The following is a 22929-nucleotide window of genomic DNA, read 5'->3' as shown; positions in this document are numbered from 1 at the left end:
TATTGATAATCGAATCTGTTTATAGGCTGTGGGGTAAAGATAAAGGTGTTTAATAACGGATTGGTTTAATACCATAATATTTCTAAGTAATTTTAGAAAAGATGATGTCAATCAAGTTCTTATCTATAAATCACCCTAAAAGGGGATATTAAAGCCTGTATGATTTACTTACAGTTTGGGTGGTATTTGTACGAAATGTTATTGAATAAGGAAGAGGTAGGATCATCATGTTTGCGAAGAATTATTTATTAGTCGCTATGGCGGCTTCCCTGACGAGTCCTGTTGTATATGCAGCAGGAACACAGTTGGATTTCAGTACACCGTTTAGCTTATCGGATGCCCAGTCTCCGGATTTGGGCAGCGCTTTCAAAACTAAGCTGGTCAGGTTAGGTAATGGAATGCTCATCAGCGTGTTTGGTGAAGCAGTCGACTCGACAAAAATTGTCTACGATGTAAAAGGTGATAAGGAAAGGGCTGCCAGAGACGTGTTCGTTCGTACTTGTGCAAGTGCCTCCGTCGATTGTAGTGTCGAATCGAACTGGAGCGCTCCAGTCAACGTTTCCAATACGGCGACTTTGAGCAGTATGACAACAGACTGGCAGGGGGATAATGGCGATCCTTCCGCTTTTTGGGGTGATTCAGATAAGCCTAACATTTCTAATGGTGGTTCCAACTTAATGCTGACCTGGACAGATAAATACTGTTCAGGTGGAGCTCAGAGGTCTGTAACGTATTATGAGCGCATAAATCGTGAAGTACCTTTTAGTTGTACATGGGCTTCCTACTCCGGTAACGCTGGGGCTTCCTGGAGTACACCGGTGCAGTTGTCCGACGGTTCGCGTGATGCCAAGCAGGATTCCAGCAAAGTGAACTCGGTTGGTAAGGCGGTGATTAACTGGCAGGAAGATCCTCTAGGGTTGCAATTGGGTGAAGCCGAAGGTTCCGGTGATGGTGCTGCCGGAGCGACGGCTTCTAATGGTACGGATATTTGGTTTGCGACGACGACGAATGAACTGAATGTAACCGATGCGACAAAAGGTAAACCAACCGGTTTTACAGCAGCAGCGCGTCTGACTGATAATTTGACCGGTACCGCTTCCGGGAACCATGGTGTCATTAAAGATGTGAACGGTGCAGTTGTGGCTGATTCCGCGATTGATGGTGGTCAGGCTTCGGCGACCCGTCCGAATGTGGCACTTGTCGGGCCTAAAATTGTTGTCGCTTATGAAGAAACCAAGGGTTCTAACGGTTTGGATACTGGTAAATTTATTCGTTACCACAACTTTGCTTATACAACCAATCCAAGTAGCGCGGCCGGGCAAATAGGGTGCATCATTTCTAATCCCGCTGAAAACGCCCGTCGTGTGCGTTTTGTCCCCCAGGCGACGCCTGGAACCGTAAGCGGTTTGCAGATGGGGATCTTCTGGAAAGAAGGGAAGTATGATCAGGGCGGACCTTCCGATATCGTGGCGCGTTTGGCATTTAATGGTGTGGATGCAACGAACATGCAGCCTGTGGTGGATACAAACTGTGCAACATCCGATTATGCGACAGCATCGACATTGACGAATGCGGCAGCCGTTAACTTGAGTAGCAATACGCCAACGGCTACGTCGGCGAATTTATCCGACACGACCGAAACCAACAAGATTGAAAATGCCATGGCGCACCGTGGTGCCATTATTGGTGATGATTTGTATGTAGGGTACAGCTACACAACGGATTGGGCGTTGGCAACTTACACATCAACAGTTAACTACGATTTCTGGATGCGTCATTATGACGGTGCGACAGGCACTTGGAGCAATCCTAAAAACCTATCGAATTTGCCGAGTAAAAGTATTACCGTACGTGAACCTCGTTTAGTGAAGACACCTGCCTCCACTAATGAAGCGGATAACTACAATTCAAACGCATTTGTTGTTGCGTGGGGAACACAGACAAATGTGGCGACCCATATCGAGGATCCTGTCGATTTGGATATTTTCTATACCCGTACCTTCGATAAGGGAGCGACTTACGAGCCGGTAGTGCGTGTTGCGAATCCGGACGCCAAATCTCGCTTTGAGTCACAGTTACGCCCGACACCGGATGGTTTAACCGTGTATGCAGTATGGAACGAATCAGACGGAACTAACACTAATGCTGTCGCATCGGTTGCGACCACAACGGATGCGCCGGTAGAGCCGACAGATCCTTATGAGGGGCTTGGTGAGGCGGTATCCAGTTCCAGTGGTGGTTGTACCGTTACCGAAAATGCCAAATTTGATCCAATACTGCCAGCTATTGTGTTGTCTGCATTGGCATTCTTGGGCTTCCGACGTTATCAACGACAAAAATAAACGAAGCATTACCATTTGGTAAGCCTTGAAAACGGAAGGCGTCAGTTGATTTCAGTGGCGCCTTTTTTATTGTCTAGGTTTTATAATGAGTCAAGATTCATTCAAGGAGCCATTCAGGATGGCGAAAGATAAGCCGCTACTGACTGCTGAAATCGGGCTGATCGTGTCATTCGATTTCCTTAAGCATAAAGTGTTTTATTTTGCTTTGCTGTTGGGGCCGATTGGTCTGGCGTTGTTCTGGATATTCTTTTCCGGAATGTTTAAGCCGGTTGAAACTGGTTGGTATGCGATCGTTCTTTTGGTGTTGTGGCAACCTTTTGTCGAGGAGCTTCTGTTTCGAGGAATTCTACAAGGACAATTAATTCAGCAGGCCTGGTTTGCCAAGTCGTTTGCTGGAATCAGTCGTGCTAACTTGGTAATCAGTTTACTGTTTGTGGCAGTGCACTTTTTTTATCACCCCCCATTGTGGGCATTGGTGGTTTTGTTTCCGTCTTTGATCTTTGGTTGGTTCCGTGACCGTTATCGGCAAATCTATCCAGGTGTTTTCCTGCATAGTTTCTATAATGGTTGTTTTCTGCTTTTTTCGTCTTTTCTGTTTTGAGTTTTCTTCCTTTTTAATTATTAGAAATTTCTAATATAAGCCAAAGTTTTTTATTAATAAGTTTTATTTATAATTGAATATAGAAAACTTAATCTTTAATATGGGAAAATTTTCCATATAATAAAAATCGTCGAGGGAATCCAGTGATTCCGAACCCAAAAAAGGAAGACGATTATGAAACATTCAATTAAAAATATTTTCGCATTAGGTTTGTTGGCAGCGGCTATGAGTGTCAACGCAAGTGATACAACCACGGTGGAATCAGATGTGGTTGAAGCGGAAGTTTATGATGTAACTTTGGAAGCGCTTTCTGTTGAAGAAGAACAAGGTTTGATCTTCATGCGCGAGGAAGAGAAATTGGCTCGCGATGTGTATCTGACACTCTATGATGCATGGGGTTTGAGCGTTTTCAAGAACGTTGCCGAGTCGGAGCAGAAACATACTGATACGATTGCATTGTTGATTGAAAAATACCAGTTGGCGGATCCTGTAATCGACGATACGGTTGGTGTATTTACCGATTACCACTTCACAGAGACTTATGAAGCGTTAGTGGAAATGGGCTCAGCCAGCCTTGAAGGGGCTTTGCAGGTCGGTAACATGATCGAAGAATTGGATATCAAGGACATTGCCGAAGCGATCGCTAAAGTGGATGGTAATGACGATATTGTTGCGGTTTATGAAGAACTGACGAAAGGTTCCCGTAACCACTTGAGATCTTTCTGGGATGTGTTGACTAAAAACGGATTCACTTATGAACCACAGTTTATTTCACAGGAAGAGTTTGACGAAATCATCAACTCTCCGATGGAGACAACTAACCTAGAATAAACAGCATTATTGCCATGATGTGTAAAGGGGCTTTTAAGCCCCTTTTTTTGTGTCAGATATTTGCAGAAAGTTGGGCGAATAGTCGTTAAAATGACAATATTGTGTTTTCAAACGCCCCAATCAACAGAGAAAATTATGTCGACTTTAAAATTGCGCAGCGTGGCCATCGACACCTACAAAGAAAACGTCGCTTACCTTCACCGAAACTGTGAAATCTACCGAAGTGAAGGCTTCCAGGCACTTAACAAAATCGAAGTTCATGCAAGCGAGAACGGAGCTTCGGTCGTGGCGGTACTGAATGTGGTGGATGACGATTCCATCGTCGAACCCGGTCAGCTTGGTTTGAGCGAGCAGGTGTTTGAACAGTTTAATTTACCGGAAGGCTCCAGTGTACGTATCTGTCCGGCCACTCAGCCACATTCCTTTTCTTACGTGCACCGTAAAATCGCCGGTGACGAATTGGAATACAAACACTATTTGGAAATCATCCAGGATATTGCGGCCAATCGCTATTCTAAAATCGAGATTACCGCCTATCTGGTTGCGTGTACCGAAAGCGGCATGGAGCGTGAAGAGGTATTGCACCTGACGCGTGCGATGGTCAAAACCGGTGAGCGCATCAATTGGGACGAACCATTGGTGGTAGACAAACATTGCATCGGCGGGATTCCGGGGAACCGTACCAGTATGTTGGTGGTACCGATTGTAGCCGCTCACGGCTTGTTCATGCCTAAAACCTCAAGTCGTGCGATCACTTCACCTGCCGGAACGGCGGATACCATGGAGGTGCTCAGTCATGTCGAACTGAGCATTCATCAGTTACAAAAGATTGTTCGTCAGTTGCGTGGTTGTCTGGCATGGGGCGGGACTGCCAATCTGGCGCCTGTGGATGACGTTTTGATTTCCGTTGAACGACCGTTGTCGATGGATTCTCCGGGGCAAATGGTGGCGTCGATCCTTTCCAAAAAAGCCGCAGCTGGGGCGACGCATTTGATTGTCGATATTCCGGTCGGCCCAACCGCCAAAATCCGTAGCCATGGCACCGCGATGAAATTACGAAAGTTGTTTGAATTTGTCGGCGATAACATGGGCTTGCAGCTTGAGGTAATGATTACCGACGGTCGCCAGCCTGTCGGACGAGGGGTCGGACCGGTTTTGGAAGCCAGGGATGTAGTGCAAGTCTTGGAAAACGATCCGGGGGCGCCTCAAGAACTTCGTGAAAAGGCATTGCAACTAGCGGGCAGAATCATCGAGTTCGATCCGGATGTACGTGGCGGCCGTGGCTATGCAATCGCACGTGATATTTTGGATTCCGGTCGTGCGCTGGAAAAATTTCATGCGATTGTTGAAGCACAAGGTAAAAGGAAGCGTCCGATTCCGCTAGGAGAGCTGACTTTAGAAGTCAAAGCGGACAAGGCCGGGCAGGTTACCGCCATCAATAATTTCCAGATTGCCCGTATCGCCAGTTTAGCGGGCGCGCCAAAGGACAAGGGGGCGGGGATTGATCTGCATAAGAAGCTTGGCGACACGGTAGAAAAGGGCGAGTTGCTTTATACTATTTATGCTGAGCATCAGTCAGATCTGAATTTCACCAAAGAGGCCGTTAACCACGATTCCGGTTACACCATCGGTAAATAATCGGCTGGTATTGCTGTATTCTTGAGCCGCAAATAGGTTATTTAAAACCGGACAGGCCTGTTCGGTTTTAAATACATTTTTTTGAGCGTTGGATTTTTCAAAAAACACGCTTGAAACGCGATTCTTACTTTATAATACTGGCATCCAATCTTATGCGCCCGTAGCTCAGCTGGATAGAGCGCTCCCCTCCGGAGGGAGAGGCCGGGAGTTCGAATCTTCTCGGGCGCGCCATTTTCTCTTAATTGTCTATTTATTCTTCTTTTCTGCGTATCTTTGTGGATGGCGACGGCTTGTTTATTGTGGTGAAATAGAAATTCATTATAGTTAATTGTGATCCAGCCGAAGGTTCAGTAGGGGGCTTTATAAGTTCCTAGCAAATTCGGTTGTTAAGGTGTCACAAAAGGAAGTTTGAATTGAAAATTAAATCACTATTGGCACTGGTATTTTCAGCCACCTTTTTTTTAGAGTGCTCGGCGGCTGAAGCCGATATTCAGGAAAAACAGATGGAGATCGGGAAGCTTTATTATCAAAATCTTTTGGATAATCGGCCCGGAGAAAGTTATGAATTGCTTTCGTCCAAAGACAAGGAATCGTTTTCAAAAGAACAGTTTTCACGTGTGATCAATATGAAAACCGCCATCTTGAACAAAGACCGAGTCGTCACCATTAAAGGTGCCACCATTGAGGAATCGGACGAAAACATGGCTGTTGTTAAGGTCTCTGCCGAGTTGAGTTCACCCCAGACTAACGAGGTTAAGAACATTAAGGCGACCCAACTCTTATTGAAGGAAGGTGGCGAGTGGAAAATCTATTCTGCCCATACGATTGTGTCAGCATTAATGCAAGCCAAAGCCGTTTGCGATTCAGACTATCCTTTGCCTAAGGAAGGGAAAGAGAATGCTTGCTATGTTTACTATGGGACGAAAGAGCCGGTTAAAAAGGCCGCGACTGTCGTGAATTAAAAAGGTGATTCGCCAGCCCCGTAAGGGGCAACATTTTTCCCCATCCATACTAATCCATACTATTTCACTGATTTGATCGGTAATTCCCGCTTTATTTGTTTTGTGCTTTTCAACTAGAATGAAACCTTACTTTCGACGTTGGCATAAAAACCATGCATTGTCAGAACTTGTCTAAAATCCTATTGATTCCTTTGTGTTTGCTTCTCGTAGCGGGCTGTGAGAAGCAAGATTCCCAACTTACTGTGCCCGGCTTTTTGGTGTGGGATCGGGTGGAGCTGATTAACGAAGCCCGAGAACCGATTGTGGAACGTCCCGCCAAGGAGGGGGATGTGTTGAAAGCGGGTGATCTGATCCTGACTCTTGACGACCGCAGGGCTACCGCCACTTTGAATAAAGCCGTCGCCACCCGAGACCAATTAGCGGCCAATTTGCAGGAATTGATCAAAGGTAGCCGAGAGGAAGAGATTGAACAGGCCAGACAGAATGTCGCCAAGTCCAAAAGCCGCTTGAAACTAGCCGGACTTGAGTTGAAGCGAATCGAAAAGCTGCGCGTAAAAAATCTTGTGAGCCGCGAAGACCTTGATAAAGCCCAGGCCGAGTTCGATATCGACAAGGCTCAACTGGAATACGATCAGGCCAACCTTTCGAAATTGGTTTCCGGTACGCGGGAAGAGCAGATCGAGCAGGTCAGGCATCAGCTTGAAGCCGCCGAGGCGGAGGTAGAGCTGGTTAAGATCAACCTTCAGCGTTTGCAGATTCGGGCTCCGAGTGCAGGCGTTCTGGATAGTCTGCCCTTCCAGATAGGAGAGCAGCCGCAGACCGGCAGTGTGGTGGCGGTGATGTTGGTCGGCAAGCAGCCTTATGCACGTGTCCACGTTCCCGAACAGATTCGCGCGTGGGTCAAGCCGGGTACTTTGGCTGATGTTAAAGTCGACGGCGTCGATCAAGTTTTCAAGGCAAGGGTGCGGTCGATCAGCCAGTCGGCAGATTTCACACCTTACTATGCGTTGACCAAGGATGACCGCTCTCGGTTAAGTTATCTTGCAAAAATCGATTTGCTCGCGCCGGAGGCACGTGAACTCTCCGCCGGCGTTCCGGTCAACGTCATTTTCAGACACGACAAAACCGATTCCACAACGGAGTAATCATGAATCCGGAACTGGCCATTGAATGTCATCAACTTACCAGAAAGTTCGCTGACGTGACGGCCGTGAACGGATTGGATCTGCACATTCCCAAGCAGACGATTTACGGTTTCCTCGGGCCGAACGGTTCCGGAAAATCGACCGCGATTCGAATGCTTTGCGGTCTGTTGCTGCCGACTTCGGGAGAGGTCAATGTACTCGGTCACCAGGTTCCGCAACAGGCGGAACAACTCAAAAAACATATCGGTTATATGACTCAGGCGTTTTCCCTATACAGCGACCTGACCGTCAAGGAAAACCTTCGTTTCATGGCTCAGGTCTACGGTCTTTCCGGTAAAACACAGAATCGGCGAATTGATGAGGCCTTATCTGTTTACCATTTGCAGGGTCTGCAAAACCGTTTTCCTAGCAATATGAGCGGTGGCGAGCGCCAACGTCTGGCTTTGGCGACGGCGACATTGCATGATCCGAAACTTTTGTTTCTGGACGAGCCGACCAGTGCGGTTGATCCACAGAGCCGTCGTGACTTTTGGGAATCATTATTCGACCTGGTGGCCGAAGGCGTCACCATTTTGGTTTCGACCCACTACATGGACGAGGCGGAACGCTGTCACGACTTGGCAATTTTAGATCACGGCGTCAAAGTGGCCGATGGCTCACCAAGTGACCTGATGGCTTCGATGGAGGCCTGGGTCGTACAGGTCGAAGATTCGGATGTCTTGAAGCTGAAACCCCATCTGGCTTCCTTGCCGGACGTGATCAGCGTTTCGCATATCGGCCTGCATCTGCGTATCCTGGTCAACAAAAGCATTGCCCAGCCGGTCGCTTATATCCAACAGCAAACCGGCTTTCTGGATACAGACGTTCAGGTAAGGGAAGTGGCGCCGTCGATGGAGGATGTCTTCGTCGTCGCGACGCAGAAACGCAAGCAGGAGCATGATCGATGATGTCGCTACGCCGCCTGTTTGCCGTCATGCGCAAGGAAGTGTGGCAACTCAAACGCGACCGTTTGACGGTGGGCATGATTCTGGGCATTCCGATCATGCAGGTTCTTTTGTTCGGCTATGCAATCAATACCGATATTCGCCATATACCGGCCGCGGTGGTGGATTATGCAAATACCCAGCTCTCCCATAATCTGGTGACAGATATGGAAGCGTCTCAGGTCGTTCGCATTTATGCACGGGTCGGGGAGGAGAAGGAGCTTGAGGATAGGCTGCGAACCGGAGAGGTCAGCATCGGTATTGTGATTCCGGAGGATTTCGAACGGCGAATCCAGGATGACAGCCGGGCGGCAGCCCAATTGTTGGTGGACGGCAGCGACCCGATCGTCTTGGGGGCGGCACAACAGCTAACAGCAATGCAGCAGCATCAAAGCAGTCAGAAGTCGGCGTCTTCCGGTAAGTTGTTTGAAGTCCGTAACTACTATAACCCCGAGCGGCGTTCGGCCGTGAATACTCTGCCAGGTCTGATCGGCGTCATACTGACGATGACCATGGTGATCTTCACAGCCATCTCTTTGGTGAGGGAACGTGAGAGGGGGAATCTGGAATTGTTGATCAACACCCCGATAACCTCCAACGAGTTGATGATCGGAAAGATCTTGCCCTATATCCTCATCGGTTTCATCCAGGTATCGCTGGTGCTGTTTCTCGGTTTTATGATTTTCGATGTGCCGATTCAGGGTTTGGTTGTTGATGTTTACATCATTACACTGGTGTTTGTCTCTGCCAACCTGTCCTTGGGGATTTTGTTTTCAACGTTGGCGAAAAGCCAGTTTCAGGCGTTGCAGATGGCCATTTTCGTCATGCTGCCTTCCATTCTTCTCTCGGGGTTCATGTTTCCTTTCAATGCCATGCCGACGCTGGCGCAATGGATTGCGGAGATATTGCCGATGACGCACTTCGTCCGCCTGATCCGCGGCGTGATGTTGAGAGGGGCCGGGCTAGGTGAATTGCTTCCCGAACTGTTGGTACTGATGGCCTTTACGTTCATTACCTTGGTTCTGGCAATCAAGCGTTTTCATAAGAGATTGGATTAAATTGATCTTATCTGTAAGGTATTTGTGCAAAAAATTGATAGTATATAGATAAAATTCCCTACTACTAGGATGGTGAAAATGGGCAATCCCCTTGCGGAAAAAGCGGACATCGTCATAGGCACTTTGACCGAGGTACATGGACCGGTCGTTGTCATTGCCTGCCAGAAGTTGCCTCCGATCCGGCAGGCGTTGTTCGCCCGTTTCGAAAACGGCGAGACGGTGCTGTTCGAAGTCCATCAGCATATCGACAAGCAATCCATCCGCGCGATCACCTTACATAACACCGGTGGATTGTACCGAGGCATGCCGGTTTACGACACCGGCGCGCCTTTGCATATCCCGACCAGTCAGGATGCTTTGGGACGGGTGTTGAATATTTTCGGCGAACCTCTAGACGACGGCCCTCCGCTTGAAGCCAGCGAATTCCGCAATATCCATGCGCCTCTTCCCAAGTTGTTTGAAACTACTAGCAATAGCGACATTCTGACCACCGGTATCAAGGTCATCGATTTGTTATGTCCGTTCGTGAAAGGCGGGAAAACAGGCCTGTTTGGTGGGGCCGGTGTGGGCAAGACGGTGTTGATCATGGAATTCATGAACGCCGTGACCTCGCTTCACCAAGGGGTTTCCGTGTTCGCCGGGGTCGGTGAACGTATGCGTGAAGCTCATGAACTATGGCATGAAATGCAGGAAACCGATATTTTGTCGCAATCCCTACTGGTCTTTGGTCAGATGGACGAGTCGCCCGGTGTGCGTTTCCGGGTGAGTCTGGCGGCGCTGACCTATGCGGAATACCTGCGCGATACCTTTCAGAAAGAGGTGTTGTTCGTGATGGACAACACCTTCCGTTTCGTGCAGGCAGGGAGTGAAGTTTCCAGCCTGCTTGGAAGGATGCCTGCCACGGTCGGATACCAACCGACCTTAATCACTGAGGTTGCAGAACTGGAAGACCGGATCACTTCGACTCAGCAGGGAAACATCACTTCCGTCCAAGCGGTTTACGTGCCGGCGGACGATATGAGTGATCCGGCCGTTAACGCGATTCTGAGCCATCTGGACACCACTGTTATTCTGTCGCGATCACAGGCGGGTAAGGGGATCTATCCCGCCGTCGACCCACTGCAATCCAGCAGCAAGGCGATGGACGTCTATACCTTGGGAACGCGCCATTATGCGATTGCCGAAGGCGTTCGCGACCACTTGGCCCGTTACCATGAGTTGGAAGACATCATTGCCATGTTGGGGGTCGAAGAGCTGGCTCCCAAGGATAAGCTGATCGTCAAACGCGCACGCAGACTGCAGCGATACCTGACCCAACCGTTCAAAGGAACCAGTGCCCAAACCGGTATGCCGGGCGTGTCGGTGCCTCTGGAGCAGACACTGAACGATTGTGAGGCATTCCTACAGGGCCGTTACGATGACCTCTCCGAGGAGGACTGTTACATGCGCGGTTCCATGGAAGGTTGAGGTATTCGGAATGAGGCATTTCTCGTTGGTCATCCAAAGCCCGGGGCAGAGGCAGGTGTTCGATGAAGTTCGTTCATTCGTCGGCGAAGACCCGACCGGCAGTTTCGGAATCCTGTCAGGCCACATCCGAATGATGACATCGCTTGTCATGGGGTTGTCTCGGTTTCAGGTGGAAGGAGAGGATTGGCGATATGTCGCTACACCGGGGGCGTTGCTTTATTTTGTGGATGACACGCTCACCTTGACGACAAGGCGTTTTGCGGTGGATGCGGATTACACGAAAATCAGTCATGTTCTGCATGAAAAGATGCAGAAGGAAGAGGTGCTGCTATCCCGCCAGAAACACAGTTTCAGGCGTATGGAAGAAGAAGTGCTTAAACGTTTGTGGGAAATGAACACACCGGGAGCTTGAAGGGATATGACGGACGAAGAGCGCCTGGAAGAACGGATCGAAGATCAGGTTCGGCGTATCAAAAAAGCGGAAACGGAACGGCCGACGTTGCTGGCACAGACGATTTATCTGGGGGTTCTCGGTCTGCTGTTTGTCATACCGGTGATTGGCGGTGCTTATCTGGGGAATTGGTTGGACAGTCTGGAACTGGGGGATTATTCTTTCAGTTGGACGATCAGTCTGATTCTATCGGGTGTGTTCATCGGTGCGATGAATGTGATTTTATTTATAAAACGGGTATAGCCATCTTATGCAAGAGTCAGGATTGGATATCGGAATCGTTTTTCACGTCGGGTCGTTCGAGATCACCGATACCGTGGTGACATCGTTTGGCATCACCGTACTGTTGGGCGTGGTTTTCTGGTTTCTGACCCGAGCTTTGACTCGCACTCCGGGTCGGATACAGACGGTGCTCGAAGCGGTGGTGAGCACCATCGAAGATGCCGTGGCCTCGGTGGCACCCGATCACGCCAAGCAGTTGACGCCGTTTATCGGTAGCTTATGGATTTTCATACTGATCTCTAATTTGATCGGGCTGATTCCGGGGCTTCATTCTCCGACGAGAGATTTCTCCGCCACCGCCGGACTGGCGGTGATGGTATTTTTCGCCGTGCACTGGTTCGGCATCCGTATTCTTGGATTCAAAGCCTATTTGCGTCATTTTATCCGGCCAAGCCCATTGCTGGTGCCGTTCAATATCATCAGTGAAATTTCACGCACCATTGCGCTTTCGGTACGTTTGTTCGGAAATATGATGAGCCTGGAGATGACCGCTCTGTTGATTCTTATGGTGGCCGGGTTTCTGGCGCCGGTTCCCGTATTGATGCTTCACATTGTGGAGGCGCTGGTTCAAGCTTATATTTTCGGCATACTCGCTTTGGTTTACATTGCCAGTGGCCTTCAATCACAACAAATTCACGAACAAAAAAACAAGGAATAGAACATGGTCGATATCTCCACATTCGTTACCTCATCCACGGTGGTCGCCGTTTTGGGTATTTCCATCGGAGTCGCTTTTCCGGCTCTGGCAATGGGCTGGGCGATCAGTAAGGCGCTGGATGCGCTTTCCCGTCAGCCCGAGGCGGAGTCTTCAATCATGCGAACTTTGTTCATCGGTTTGGCGATGATCGAGTCGTTGGCGATCTATGTTCTGGTCATCGTGTTGATCGTACTGTTCAGAAACCCGTTGCTCGAATACATCGTGCAGTGATTTTCCTTTTAATGGAGAAGCGATTTTGGAACTGAATTGGACAACTTTCGTACTGGAGATCCTCAACTTTCTGGTGTTGATGTGGATCTTGAAACGATTCCTTTACCGTCCGGTGATGGCGGCGCTGAACAAGCGTCGAGATGCCATTGAACAGACGCTGAGCGAGACCGAGCGTGAGCACGCCCATGCCAGTGCTTTGGAGAAAGAGTATCAAAACCGCTTGAACGATTGGAATCAGGAGAAAAAACAACTCAGGGAGAAGATGCTCGAAGAGATTCAGGACGAACGTACTAAAAGACTTCAGCAGTTACAGGACGAAATCGACAGCGAGAAGGAGAAAGCGGCGTCGGTTCGTGAGCACCGTGAAGTGGAAGCTTTCAGGGGGTATCGGCGCGAGGCGTATGAGCAGAGTGCCGTGTTCGCCTCGAAACTGTTGTCCGCTGCGGCAGGACCGGAAGTGGAAGTGAATCTGTTTAATCTGTTCATGGAGCAATTCGGTCGTCTGGAGGATGAGCAGGTCGCCAATCTGCACCGTGCCTGTGAAATTGCTTCGGGAAACATGACCGTCATCAGTGCCTATCCTTTGAAGCAGGAACAGCGTAAGCGACTGGAGACGGAACTCGGCAAAATTTGTAAAAATCCGATCAATGTCGATTATCAGGAAGATTCGAAACTCTTGGCCGGTTTACGCATCAATTTCGGAAACTGGGTGCTGGGGTTAAATCTGCAGGATGAGCTGAACGGCTATGTCGAAATAATCAATGAGCACATCAATGACTGATTCATTCCGACAAAAAAACGGGCCTATAGACGACTGGCTGGAAGGGTATCGCCCCGAGATCGGGTTTTCCGAGCTGGGAAGCGTGGTGTCGGTTGGCGACGGTATTTGTTGGGTGAAAGGGCTGCCTTCGGCGATGATGGATGAAACGGTTTTGTTCGAAGACGGCAGTCACGGTTTGATTTTTGAACTGACCCAGGAACTGGTCGGAGTCATCCTGCTTCACGAAACGCCGGAGTTGACTGCGGGCAACAATGTTTACCGAACCCAGCAGACGGTCAGTATTTCGGTCGGGGAGAGTCTGCTTGGACGGATCGTCGATCCGCTTGGCTTGCCTTTGGATGGAGGGGAAGAGCTTTCAGGCTCCGTCAAACAGCCGATCGAGCGGCGCTCACCTCCGATTGTGGCACGTGACAAGGTGCATGAGCCTTTGTATACGGGCAACAAAATCATCGACACTTTGATTCCGATCGGGAAAGGCCAGCGCCAATTGATTATCGGCGATGAAGGCTTAGGAAGGAGCGCGATTGCCATTGATACAATCATCAATCAGCGCGGAAAAGACGTGTATTGCGTGTATGTGTTGATCGGTCAGAAACGTTCCACGACGCTCAACACCATCGAGCTGTTGCGAAAATACGATGCTATGGATTACACCACCATCGTCACGGCGGAAGCGAGCGCCTTGCCGGGGCTGCAGTACCTGTCGCCGTTTGCCGGCTGTACAATCGCGGAGTTCTGGATGCAGCAGGGCAAGGATGTTTTGGTGATTTACGACGATCTGTCGACTCATGCCAAAATCTACCGCGAGTTGTCGCTGTTGCTGAGACGTCCGCCCGGTCGGGAAGCTTATCCGGGGGATATTTTCTATCTTCACGCCCGTTTGCTGGAAAGAGCGACTTGCCTCAACCCGAAGTACGGCGGTGGCAGTATGACCGCCTTGCCGATCATCGAAACCCAATTGGGTGAGATCGCCGCTTACATTCCGACGAATCTGATTTCAATCACCGACGGACAGATCTACCTCGTCCGGGAACTGTTCGTTTCCGGCTTCAGGCCAGCAATCGACATCGGGCGCTCGGTTTCAAGGGTCGGGGGGAAGGCTCAGCACTCTAGGATCAAGGATGAAGCTGGACGGATGAAATTTGGTTATCTGCAATATCTGGAACTGGAATCGTTCACCCGTTTCGGTGCGCGGCTTGAGGCCACGATGGAGCGTGCGATCCAACGCGGAAGGATATTACGCGAATTGCTCAAGCAGGATCACCTTTCTCCTTTGCCTATCGAATTTCAGATGGCCTGGTTGATCGCCTTCAATGACGATATGTTCTTGAACATGGATCGCGAAGCCTTGCCTGGCGTCATGGAAACGCTGGCATCGAAAGTGAGTCAGTCCGAATTGGAACTGGATAGCCCGAGGGAATTGTGGCGAACTCATCTCTTGGGATGGCTGAATGTCGAGGAGCATACGGAGGCGGACGATGACCCGGCGTCATGAACTAGACCTTCATCGCGAGAAGCTCCATGACATCCGGAACATCATGCATTCCATGAAAACCCTTGCCCATATGGAAGCGCATAAGCTGGAACGGACGATGGAAACGGTCTTTTCGCTTTCTAAGACAATCGATGATATGGCGACCGATTTCCTGGCGTTTTTTTCCGAAACCCGTCCAGTCACCGACGCGGGTTTAAAAGTAGTTTTGTTGGTTGGATCGGGACGTGGATTTTGTGGCGATTTCAACGGACAGGTTGTGCAGGAACTGCAAAATGCGTTTCCGGAAACCGGGCAATCGGCGGTTCACTTGATTTCAATCGGCAGTAAGCTTCAATCCGTTCTGGAGGAAGAGGGACTGGAAAGCGATTTCATCGAAGGGGCTGATGTTTCCGAAGAGGTGACAGAGGTGGTGGCTTCACTGTCGCAAGTGCTGTCGGGTTATCAAGAGACGTTTTCGCTTTATGCGATCTATCATGACGAACCTGACAAAGCATTGACGGTGGAAAAACTGTTACCGCCGTTTACCTCGCTTGATTCCGCGGGTAAGCCATTCGACTCACCGCCTATGATTAATATGCCGCCGAGAGACTTCTTTCTGGAATTGACGGACTTTTATCTTAACAACGAGTTGCACCGCATTCTGAACCGTTCGCTGCTGACCGAGAACCAGTTGCGGATTCGCCATCTTGAAAACGCGACACGCCATCTGGATAAGAAGACCGAAGCATTGTTTCTCAAGATCAATGCCCTGCGCCAGGAAGAGATCATCGAAGAGATCGAGGTCATTCTGCTCAATCAATCGGATATCAAGGCCGTTTGAATTCTAAATTTCGGATTTTAACAGGCCTGTTTAGTTTTTATAGGAAAGAAGCGGTTTGTCTTATGGGGTGATTAAGTTCGTTAATTGTTGAAACTTAAGGATTTTTTAATTGCATTTTTTGTAAGGTTTATTGATAATCGTTTGCAAGTACAGTCAAAAGAGGTGAGCGATGCAGCTTGTCCTACACCGTTTTATTTCACTTGCAATAGTCACTTTGACGGCCGGTGTTATCATCATGCTACTGTTTCTGGGATCCTACCTTTATATTAACGCCCAGTCACAGGAAGAAAAGAATAACCTTAACAATGAACGGTTGGCGATGGCCGCCCAGAAAGTTCTGGACGATCGAATCCTGTATCTTGTGACCGAACTCAGGTTCTTGTCAGAACTTCCGAGTACCCTGTCTCGTTCTGGTAATGTCGAAAATGCCAATATGACGACCTTGCAATCCATTCTGTTCGAGTTTGCCCGCAAGCAGCCCAGCATCGATCAAGTTCGTTTGTTGGGTATGGATGGGCAGGAACGCATCCGGATCAATCGTATAAACGGGCAGGTGGAGATGGTTCCACGCAAAGCGTTGCAGAACAAAAAAGACCGCTATTACTTTTCCGATGCCGCCGCCCTTCCCAAAGGCGGCGTCGCCATATCCCGCCTCGATTTGAATGTTGAGAACAATAGGGTCGAACTCCCTTTGAAACCGATGATTCGCCTGTCTGCCCCGGTGTTCGATAATGCTGGAAATAAAATCGGGGTCATGGTGCTTAATTTTTTGGCTAACGTAATGTTGGATCAGCTTAAGGAACTTCGGCGGGAGGATGATCAAAAAATTTGGTTGCTAGACGAAAGATTGGATTGGGTCATTGCGCCGAAAGGTCAGATGCCTTGGGCGACTCAGCTTGAGCACAAAGGAAACAATCTGTCCAACTTTCTACCGGAGACCGGTCGTTTACTACGACAAAACGCACGTTTTCAGGGTGTGGTTCATGAAGCTGATCAGAACCTGTTTGTCGCTTATGTCACGCCTTTTAAATCTGTCAAGCTGGTCAGCGATCTGAGTTTGTTGGTGAACCGCACCCCAAATTTACATGTGCTCGTCAGCCGTCCTAAGCCGAATCCCTGGTGGGAGATGTTGTTCAAAGATCCCGAGATACGCACACTGTTTTTTGAATTGTTGGGAATTGTTTTACTGATCTCCTTTGGTGTCGGCTTGGAATCGCGCAGAAAGCAACAGTTGATTCGTAAGGCGCAGTATCAGGAGAACGTGATTGAGATTTTCTTTGAGCACGCTCCGGATATCATCATGATCATTGGTTCAAATGGTGAAGTCCATACCAAGAACCGTAGTGCTAAAGACCTGCTCGCCATGGATTTGACCGATGCAGAGAAAAATGATGTCGGCTTGTATACCGGCGAGGACCGCCGCCTTCTTTGGAAATATTATGTGAAGGATGAAGATAAGGACTTGACGGAATTAGTGATTAAGGACAAGGGTGGACAAAGGTATTTTCACCGTCAGGGGCTTCTGATTCCAAATGAGATGGAGGAGGATGAACCTCTGGTGGCGATTATCATGAAAGAGTTCACGCCTCTTAAGTTGGCGCAGGAAAAGATCATCGAAAACGAGCAAAAAGTACGTCATCTTCTGGATGCGGCACCGGATGCCATTTTGGTCACCAATGCTGAGGGCGAAATCCTGTTAACCAACAAAAAAGCGCAGGAGATGTTTGAACTCAGTCAGGAGGAATTCTTGCAGAGTACCGTGGAAGACCTGGTTCCCCATCCTTATCGCGCTTCCCATAAAGGGTTGAGAAAGGGGTATCAGAAGTCTCCTGAGCAGAGAACCATGTCTGACCGACCGGACATCGTAGCTGAAACCAAAAGCGGGCGAAAATTCTATGCGGAAATCAGTTTGAGTCCTGTCAGGCAGAACGGGGATCTTGAAATTATCAGTATCGTGCGTGACATCAGTGATCGGAAAAAGCTTGAAGGTCACCTCAAGCAAAGTCAGAAAATGGATGCGCTGGGACAATTGACCGGAGGAATCGCTCACGACTTCAATAACCTGCTTACGGCGATCATCGGAAATCTGGATTTGGCCAATGTGATTTTGGACAAGAAACCGGAGGCCGTTGATAAGTTGCGAGAAAAGCTTGAGGTTTCCCTGAATGCAGCTTTGAAAGCAAGCAAATTGACCAAACGGTTGTTGGCATTTGCCCGTAAACAGGCTTTGATGCCGCAACTGGTGGATGTGGGTGAGTTAATCCGGGACGAGCTGAGCATCATCGAATCGGCCAGTGGCAAGATGGTAGACATTCATGTCAATGTTGATGATGACCTGTGGCAAACGGTAGTCGATGTTGAGGAGTTGACCTCCGCTTTAATCAACTTGGCAACCAATGCCAAGGATGCCATGCCGGATGGAGGAAATATCTATATTACGGTCGAGAATGCCACAATCGAAGATGAGAACCTGGAATTCCTTGGTGTTGAGATTCCGGAAGGGGATTATGTTTCGATCGCTTTTTCGGACACTGGAACAGGGATTTCCTCGGAAAATCTTGAACGGGTGTTTGAGCCGTTCTTCACGACCAAACCGAAACATAAGGGAACCGGATTGGGGTTGTCGATGGTGTTTGGATTCGTGAAACAGTCCAATGGCTATCTAAAGGTCTACTCTGAACAAGGCATTGGTACAACCTTTAGAATTTTGTTGCCTCGTTATGTCCCGGATGAAGACGGCAAGGGCCAAACGGTTAAACTAAGTTCTCCAAGCAAAAAGAATGTGTCGATGGATGACTTGAGCGGAACCGGCAAAATTCTTCTGGTGGATGACGAGCCCGATTTGAGAAAGCTGGCGATGGAATATCTGGGGAGTGCGGGTTATGAAGTGTTTACCGCAAGGGATGCGGAAAGCGCCTTGCAAGTGCTTGAAACTGAGACATTCGACCTGGTGGTTACCGACATTGTAATGCCAGGAGAGAACGGTTTTGAGTTGGCGTTGAAGATACAGGACCGCTATCCCGGCCTGCCGGTGGTTTTCAGCTCAGGATTCCCTCAGGAGGCTTTGCAACATACTCATCATTTCAAACAGGATTTGGTGTTGTTGAATAAGCCTTATCGTAAAAATGAGTTATTGGCTTTGGTGAAGCGTGAGATCGAGAAATCAAAATCGAATTCGTGACATTAAATTTGGATTTAGTTAAGAAAACAGACATATGGAAATTAAGATTCTGACTGTCGATGATGAAATCGATGTATCTGGTGTGATTGAGTCCACGGCCGATTTAATGGATGTGGAGGCGGACAGTCTTTCCAATCCGAACGATTTGGACGATACCGACGTTAACCAATACAGTTTGATTTTTCTGGATTTGATGATGCCGGAGAAAGACGGCATTGAGGTGCTTCGAGAATTGTCCGAACGCAGCTTTTCCGGCTATGTGGTTTTGATGAGCGGAATGGACAATGCCATCTTGAATACAGCCAGGGAATTGGCGACCGAGCACAATTTAAAGGTGCTTGATCACCTGAATAAACCTTTTCGTGTGGATGACATCGAACAGATAATCAGTCGGGCGCAAGATCTTCAGTTGGAATCTAAGGTGATCCTTGATCCGTTGTCCAGTTTGACGGAAGAGCAGATTAAAGAAGCCTTGGCGCAACAGAGGGTTGTGGTGCACTATCAGCCTCAAGTCGATCTCATTTCCCATCGTTTGGTTGGCATGGAAGCCTTGGTGCGTATCCAGGCCGAAGACGGGGAACTCATTTATCCTGACCGTTTTATCAGCGTGGCCGAGCAGAGTCATATTATTCATGACTTGACCAAAACCGTGATCGAACGTGCGTTTTCCGAATTCAAGGAGTTGCTCAAAGAGCATGCGAAATTGACGCTTTCCGTGAATCTGTCGAGCGATGATCTTCAGGATCTTGGTTTTGTGGACTGGATTCTGGAAAAGGCAAGGCAGTATGATATTTCCACCAGCAAAATTATTCTTGAAGTAACCGAGACGCAGGAAATCCTCTCTTACTCCAATGCTATGGAAGTTCTCGGGCGCCTTCGTCTGCGCGGGTTCAAGGTTTCAATCGACGATTTTGGCACTGGAAATGCCGTTTTGGATCAGATCAAGCGTCTGCCCGCGACCGAGTTGAAAATCGACAGAACGTTTGTGTTTGGCCTCAAAAATAATGATAAATCCAAAGTCCTGATTAGAAACACCATCAACATGTGTCGTGAATTGGATTTGGATGTGGTTGCGGAGGGTGTTGAGGATTCCGCAACGGAAGAGTTGTTACGATCGATGGGCTGCCAGATCGTGCAAGGCTTTCTTTATTCAAAGCCAATCCCGTTTTCAGAAATCGAGGCATTGATCGTCAAGAAACTGAAAAAAATCCCTACGGATACCGTCTGTTCAGAAGGCGGTAATCTGTCAGAGCCCGAGCAGGTTAGTATGGCCCCTAACGGGGCCGTTGAGGAGAAGCCTGAACCTAAGGAAAGGAAAGTCGTTCTATCGAAACGGGATGTCGAGGCAGAGCATTTATTAAGTTTTATATTACCTCTTAGTGGTCGGTTCTCGTTCATTGGCGAAAGCCATAAAGTCGGAGCGGAGCTCGCTTTTGAAGCGCACCTTAGACAGTATCCTGATTTGAAGTTGGGGCTGGAATTTCTGGATGACCAGTCGGAACTGGAGGTGTTTGCTAAGGGGTTCAATAAGTTAAGCGAGAATACTTTGGCGGTTGTCGGTCCGACTTTCCCGATTATCAAGACGGAAGAGTTTCTTAAGCATACACGGAACTCGGATATTCCGATTTTGGCGCCATTCAATGGTTGTGACCAGTTGCGAAATATCTTGGCTAAACAGGTCTATAACTTCAAACCGGGTTTTAAAGAGGAGTTGTCTTCGATTGCGGCTAAGTTAAGAGAGAAGAATGGCAGGACGGTTTGCTTTATTCCCCATGGAAGGCTGGCCGGACAGATGAGCGATGTTTGTCATACGATCAGAGGAGCAGAGAGTGTTATCTACCATTCAGACACTCTGAAGGAGAGTGTTGCTAATCTCAAGATAAAACGGCCTAACCATGTCGTTTTTCTGGGCGCAGCCAAGACTTTGGTGCAATTGATTGATGAAATTAATATCGATCAGGTTGAGTATTATGCGACCTCGTTGGTAGGAACGGGGATGGTGAAAAAACTGTTGAGCCGAAAGGCAAAACTAAAGCTGGAAATCACCGAACCTTTACCGGATTATCAGTCCGACCTTCAAGCTGCCAGTGAATTCAGGCTTGCTGCCAAGCTTCATCGGGGATTGGAGGATAAATGGATCAACACGATCAGTTTTGAGAGTTTTTTGGCAACCAAGCTTTTGCTTAATCTGTATGAGCTGAAGCAACGAAACTTGAGTCGGAAGACGTTAAAATCGAGTCTGGAAGAGTTGTTCAGCTATGATCTCGGTCTGGATGTGCCGTTGAGTTGGGCGGAGGAGAACCGTCAATTGTTGCATCATGTCTATCACATAGAAATTTAACCCTTTTTTAGAATTCTCTTAACTCCTTGTTGGTACAGTTTCTGATAAACTTTTGTATAGGAATTGTGCAAAGGAGTTATCAGACAATGTCTAGTCTTTCATACTTAGTTTCCCTTCCGTTGAAGAATCCGTTGAACGGTACCGAGTCCGAAAAGTGTGGATAAGCACATGACGACGACTTTGGTTTGGATTCAGCGCGAACTGAGATTGAGCTATTTGCCCGCATTGCAAAGCGCTTTGGTGAATTCTGAACAGGTGGTATTGGCGTATTTCCATGACCCGGATCAGGTTATAGGTGAAGCCAACAGTGTTCGGCTGGCCCATTCGTTGAATGCACTCAATCAACAGGTTATCCACAGGGGCGGTCGCTTGTTGATGTTGGAGGGTGACTTCAAGCAGAACTTGCGAAAACTGATTGAACAAAACGGGATCAACTGCATTCATTATAGCCATCAGGTGGGCGAACCTTTTTCCTCGATGCAGCAACAGGCTTTGGGGGTATGCCAGGATGCCGGTGTGGCATTGAAACCTTTCTTTTCGGAATATTGGTTCGAACCGGGCTGTATTCTTAATAAGCAACAATCTCCGTATGTGGTTTTTACACCTTTCTATAAGGCGATGATGGCCAAAATCGATCAAATGACGCCTTTGGATGCGGAGGTTGGCGATTTAAGCAAAACCTTTGTTGAACCGGCTGATTCCGCTTGGCTGACATTGCCTCAAGACCTCATTAATAAAACTGGACAGGCCTGGTCGAAAAAGTTGGCGGCACATTGGCAGGCGGGAGAGTCGGCCGCTTGGCAGCGTCTGGAAGAGTTTCTTGAGGAGTCGTTGAAAAATTATGCCTCCGACCGTGATTTTCCGGCATTGGATGCCACCAGCGGTTTGTCGGCTGCGTTACATTTCGGCGAGATTTCCAGCCGGGCTGTCTACTTTCATTTGCTTGGATTAATGGAGTCAGGCCGGTTGAAATCCGAACAGGTCTTTCCATGGATTCGACAACTGGCCTGGCGGGAATTCGCTCGTCTGTTGTTATGGCATTTCCCCCAAACACAAACCGAACCGTTTCAATCTCGATTTGCCGGTATGCCGTGGCTGGGCGAAAACGAAAGCACGCAGGCCTGGTATCGAGGTATGACCGGCATCCCGATTATCGACGCGGGCATGCGTGAATTGTGGGAAACCGGCGTGATGCACAACCGTGTCCGGATGTTGGTTGCGTCATTTCTGACTAAAAATCTTAACCAGCATTGGCTGGTCGGAAAAAGTTGGTTTGATGAGACTCTGGTGGATGCGGATCCCGCCAATAACGTTATGGGATGGCAATGGGTGGCCGGCTGCGGGGTGGACGCCGCGCCATACTACCGGTTGTTTAATCCGGTAAGGCAGAGTCAACAGTTTGATGCAGAAGGTGTTTACATTCGTCGATGGGTGCCGGAAATCGCCTCTTTATCCGACCGTGCCGTCCATTCGCCGTGGGAGCATGTACAGGAGTGTGAGATGAAAAATATTAAATTGGGCGAAACCTATCCGCTACCGATTGTAAATCTTATGCTAAGTCGTCAGGAACATCTGGAACGGGTTGCTGTCATGAAAGCGCAAATCGTCTAAAATAAGCGGAAT

At 48.6% G+C, this 22929-nt stretch carries 19 protein-coding genes and 1 tRNA gene; all 20 read left to right on the top strand.

Annotated features, from left to right (window positions below):
• The first annotated feature begins 227 nt into the window (after positions 1-227).
• The 20 genes from QCB45_RS05795 to QCB45_RS05700 all read left to right on the top strand — a co-directional run bounded on the left by QCB45_RS05795 (position 228) and on the right by QCB45_RS05700 (position 22917).
• On the top strand, positions 228-2342 hold the full coding sequence (locus QCB45_RS05795) for a choice-of-anchor O protein (protein WP_279419900.1): 2115 nt from the start codon (positions 228-230) through the stop codon (positions 2340-2342).
• 85 nt (positions 2343-2427) lie between these two features.
• Positions 2428-2943, top strand: a complete 516-nt coding sequence (gene mrtJ / locus QCB45_RS05790; RefSeq protein ID WP_279419899.1) for a JDVT-CTERM system glutamic-type intramembrane protease — start codon at positions 2428-2430, stop codon at positions 2941-2943.
• Positions 2944-3117: 174 nt separating this feature from the next.
• Positions 3118-3774, top strand: a complete 657-nt coding sequence (locus QCB45_RS05785) for a DUF2202 domain-containing protein (RefSeq protein ID WP_279419898.1) — start codon at positions 3118-3120, stop codon at positions 3772-3774.
• Positions 3775-3909: 135 nt separating this feature from the next.
• Positions 3910-5412, top strand: a complete 1503-nt coding sequence (locus QCB45_RS05780; protein WP_279419897.1) for a thymidine phosphorylase family protein — start codon at positions 3910-3912, stop codon at positions 5410-5412.
• Between the two features lie 154 nt (positions 5413-5566).
• Positions 5567-5643: transfer RNA gene (locus QCB45_RS05775), tRNA-Arg, on the top strand.
• Between the two features lie 182 nt (positions 5644-5825).
• Entirely contained in the window at positions 5826-6374 is a 549-nt protein-coding gene (locus tag QCB45_RS05770; RefSeq protein WP_279419896.1) for an NTF2-like N-terminal transpeptidase domain-containing protein, read from the top strand.
• 152 nt (positions 6375-6526) lie between these two features.
• On the top strand, positions 6527-7519 hold the full coding sequence (locus QCB45_RS05765) for an HlyD family efflux transporter periplasmic adaptor subunit (RefSeq protein WP_279419895.1): 993 nt from the start codon (positions 6527-6529) through the stop codon (positions 7517-7519).
• A gap of 2 nt (positions 7520-7521) precedes the next feature.
• Positions 7522-8466: an ABC transporter ATP-binding protein gene (locus tag QCB45_RS05760; protein WP_279419894.1), complete on the top strand. Its 945-nt coding sequence runs from the start codon at positions 7522-7524 to the stop codon at positions 8464-8466.
• Complete coding sequence (locus tag QCB45_RS05755; RefSeq protein ID WP_279419893.1) at positions 8463-9560, top strand: ABC transporter permease; 1098 nt, start codon at positions 8463-8465, stop codon at positions 9558-9560. The genes QCB45_RS05760 and QCB45_RS05755 overlap by 4 nt, the downstream gene beginning before the upstream one ends.
• A gap of 78 nt (positions 9561-9638) precedes the next feature.
• Entirely contained in the window at positions 9639-11027 is a 1389-nt protein-coding gene (gene atpD, locus QCB45_RS05750; protein ID WP_279419892.1) for a F0F1 ATP synthase subunit beta, read from the top strand.
• Positions 11028-11037: 10 nt separating this feature from the next.
• Entirely contained in the window at positions 11038-11439 is a 402-nt protein-coding gene (locus tag QCB45_RS05745; protein ID WP_279419891.1) for a hypothetical protein, read from the top strand.
• Positions 11440-11445: 6 nt separating this feature from the next.
• A complete protein-coding gene (locus tag QCB45_RS05740) occupies positions 11446-11721 on the top strand; it encodes an AtpZ/AtpI family protein (RefSeq protein ID WP_279419890.1) in 276 nt (91 codons plus the stop codon).
• A gap of 7 nt (positions 11722-11728) precedes the next feature.
• Positions 11729-12418 carry a F0F1 ATP synthase subunit A gene (locus QCB45_RS05735; protein ID WP_279419889.1) on the top strand — a complete coding sequence of 230 codons (690 nt, stop codon included), beginning with the start codon at positions 11729-11731 and terminating at the stop codon, positions 12416-12418.
• Positions 12419-12421: 3 nt separating this feature from the next.
• Positions 12422-12688, top strand: coding sequence for an ATP synthase F0 subunit C (gene atpE / locus QCB45_RS05730; protein ID WP_279419888.1), 267 nt, complete (start codon positions 12422-12424; stop codon positions 12686-12688).
• A gap of 25 nt (positions 12689-12713) precedes the next feature.
• Positions 12714-13469 carry a F0F1 ATP synthase subunit delta gene (locus QCB45_RS05725; protein ID WP_279419887.1) on the top strand — a complete coding sequence of 252 codons (756 nt, stop codon included), beginning with the start codon at positions 12714-12716 and terminating at the stop codon, positions 13467-13469.
• Positions 13462-14964 carry a F0F1 ATP synthase subunit alpha gene (locus QCB45_RS05720; protein ID WP_279419886.1) on the top strand — a complete coding sequence of 501 codons (1503 nt, stop codon included), beginning with the start codon at positions 13462-13464 and terminating at the stop codon, positions 14962-14964. The genes QCB45_RS05725 and QCB45_RS05720 overlap by 8 nt, the downstream gene beginning before the upstream one ends.
• The gene (locus tag QCB45_RS05715; protein ID WP_279419885.1) at positions 14948-15784 is read left to right on the top strand and encodes a F0F1 ATP synthase subunit gamma; all 837 of its coding nucleotides are present in this window, start codon (positions 14948-14950) and stop codon (positions 15782-15784) included. Before QCB45_RS05720 ends, QCB45_RS05715 begins: the two co-directional genes overlap by 17 nt.
• Before the next feature lie 169 nt (positions 15785-15953).
• Positions 15954-18965: a PAS domain S-box protein gene (locus QCB45_RS05710; RefSeq protein WP_279419884.1), complete on the top strand. Its 3012-nt coding sequence runs from the start codon at positions 15954-15956 to the stop codon at positions 18963-18965.
• 34 nt (positions 18966-18999) lie between these two features.
• Positions 19000-21306, top strand: a complete 2307-nt coding sequence (locus QCB45_RS05705) for an EAL domain-containing protein (RefSeq protein WP_279419883.1) — start codon at positions 19000-19002, stop codon at positions 21304-21306.
• A gap of 168 nt (positions 21307-21474) precedes the next feature.
• The gene (locus QCB45_RS05700; protein ID WP_279419882.1) at positions 21475-22917 is read left to right on the top strand and encodes a deoxyribodipyrimidine photo-lyase; all 1443 of its coding nucleotides are present in this window, start codon (positions 21475-21477) and stop codon (positions 22915-22917) included.
• Positions 22918-22929 lie beyond the last annotated feature (12 nt).

It is taken from the genome of Thiomicrorhabdus sp. ZW0627, from assembly GCF_029767005.1.
GTDB lineage: Bacteria > Pseudomonadota > Gammaproteobacteria > Thiomicrospirales > Thiomicrospiraceae > Thiomicrorhabdus.
The sequence above is the reverse complement of the archived record's forward strand: the minus strand, read 5'-3'. Positions and strand labels throughout refer to the sequence as shown.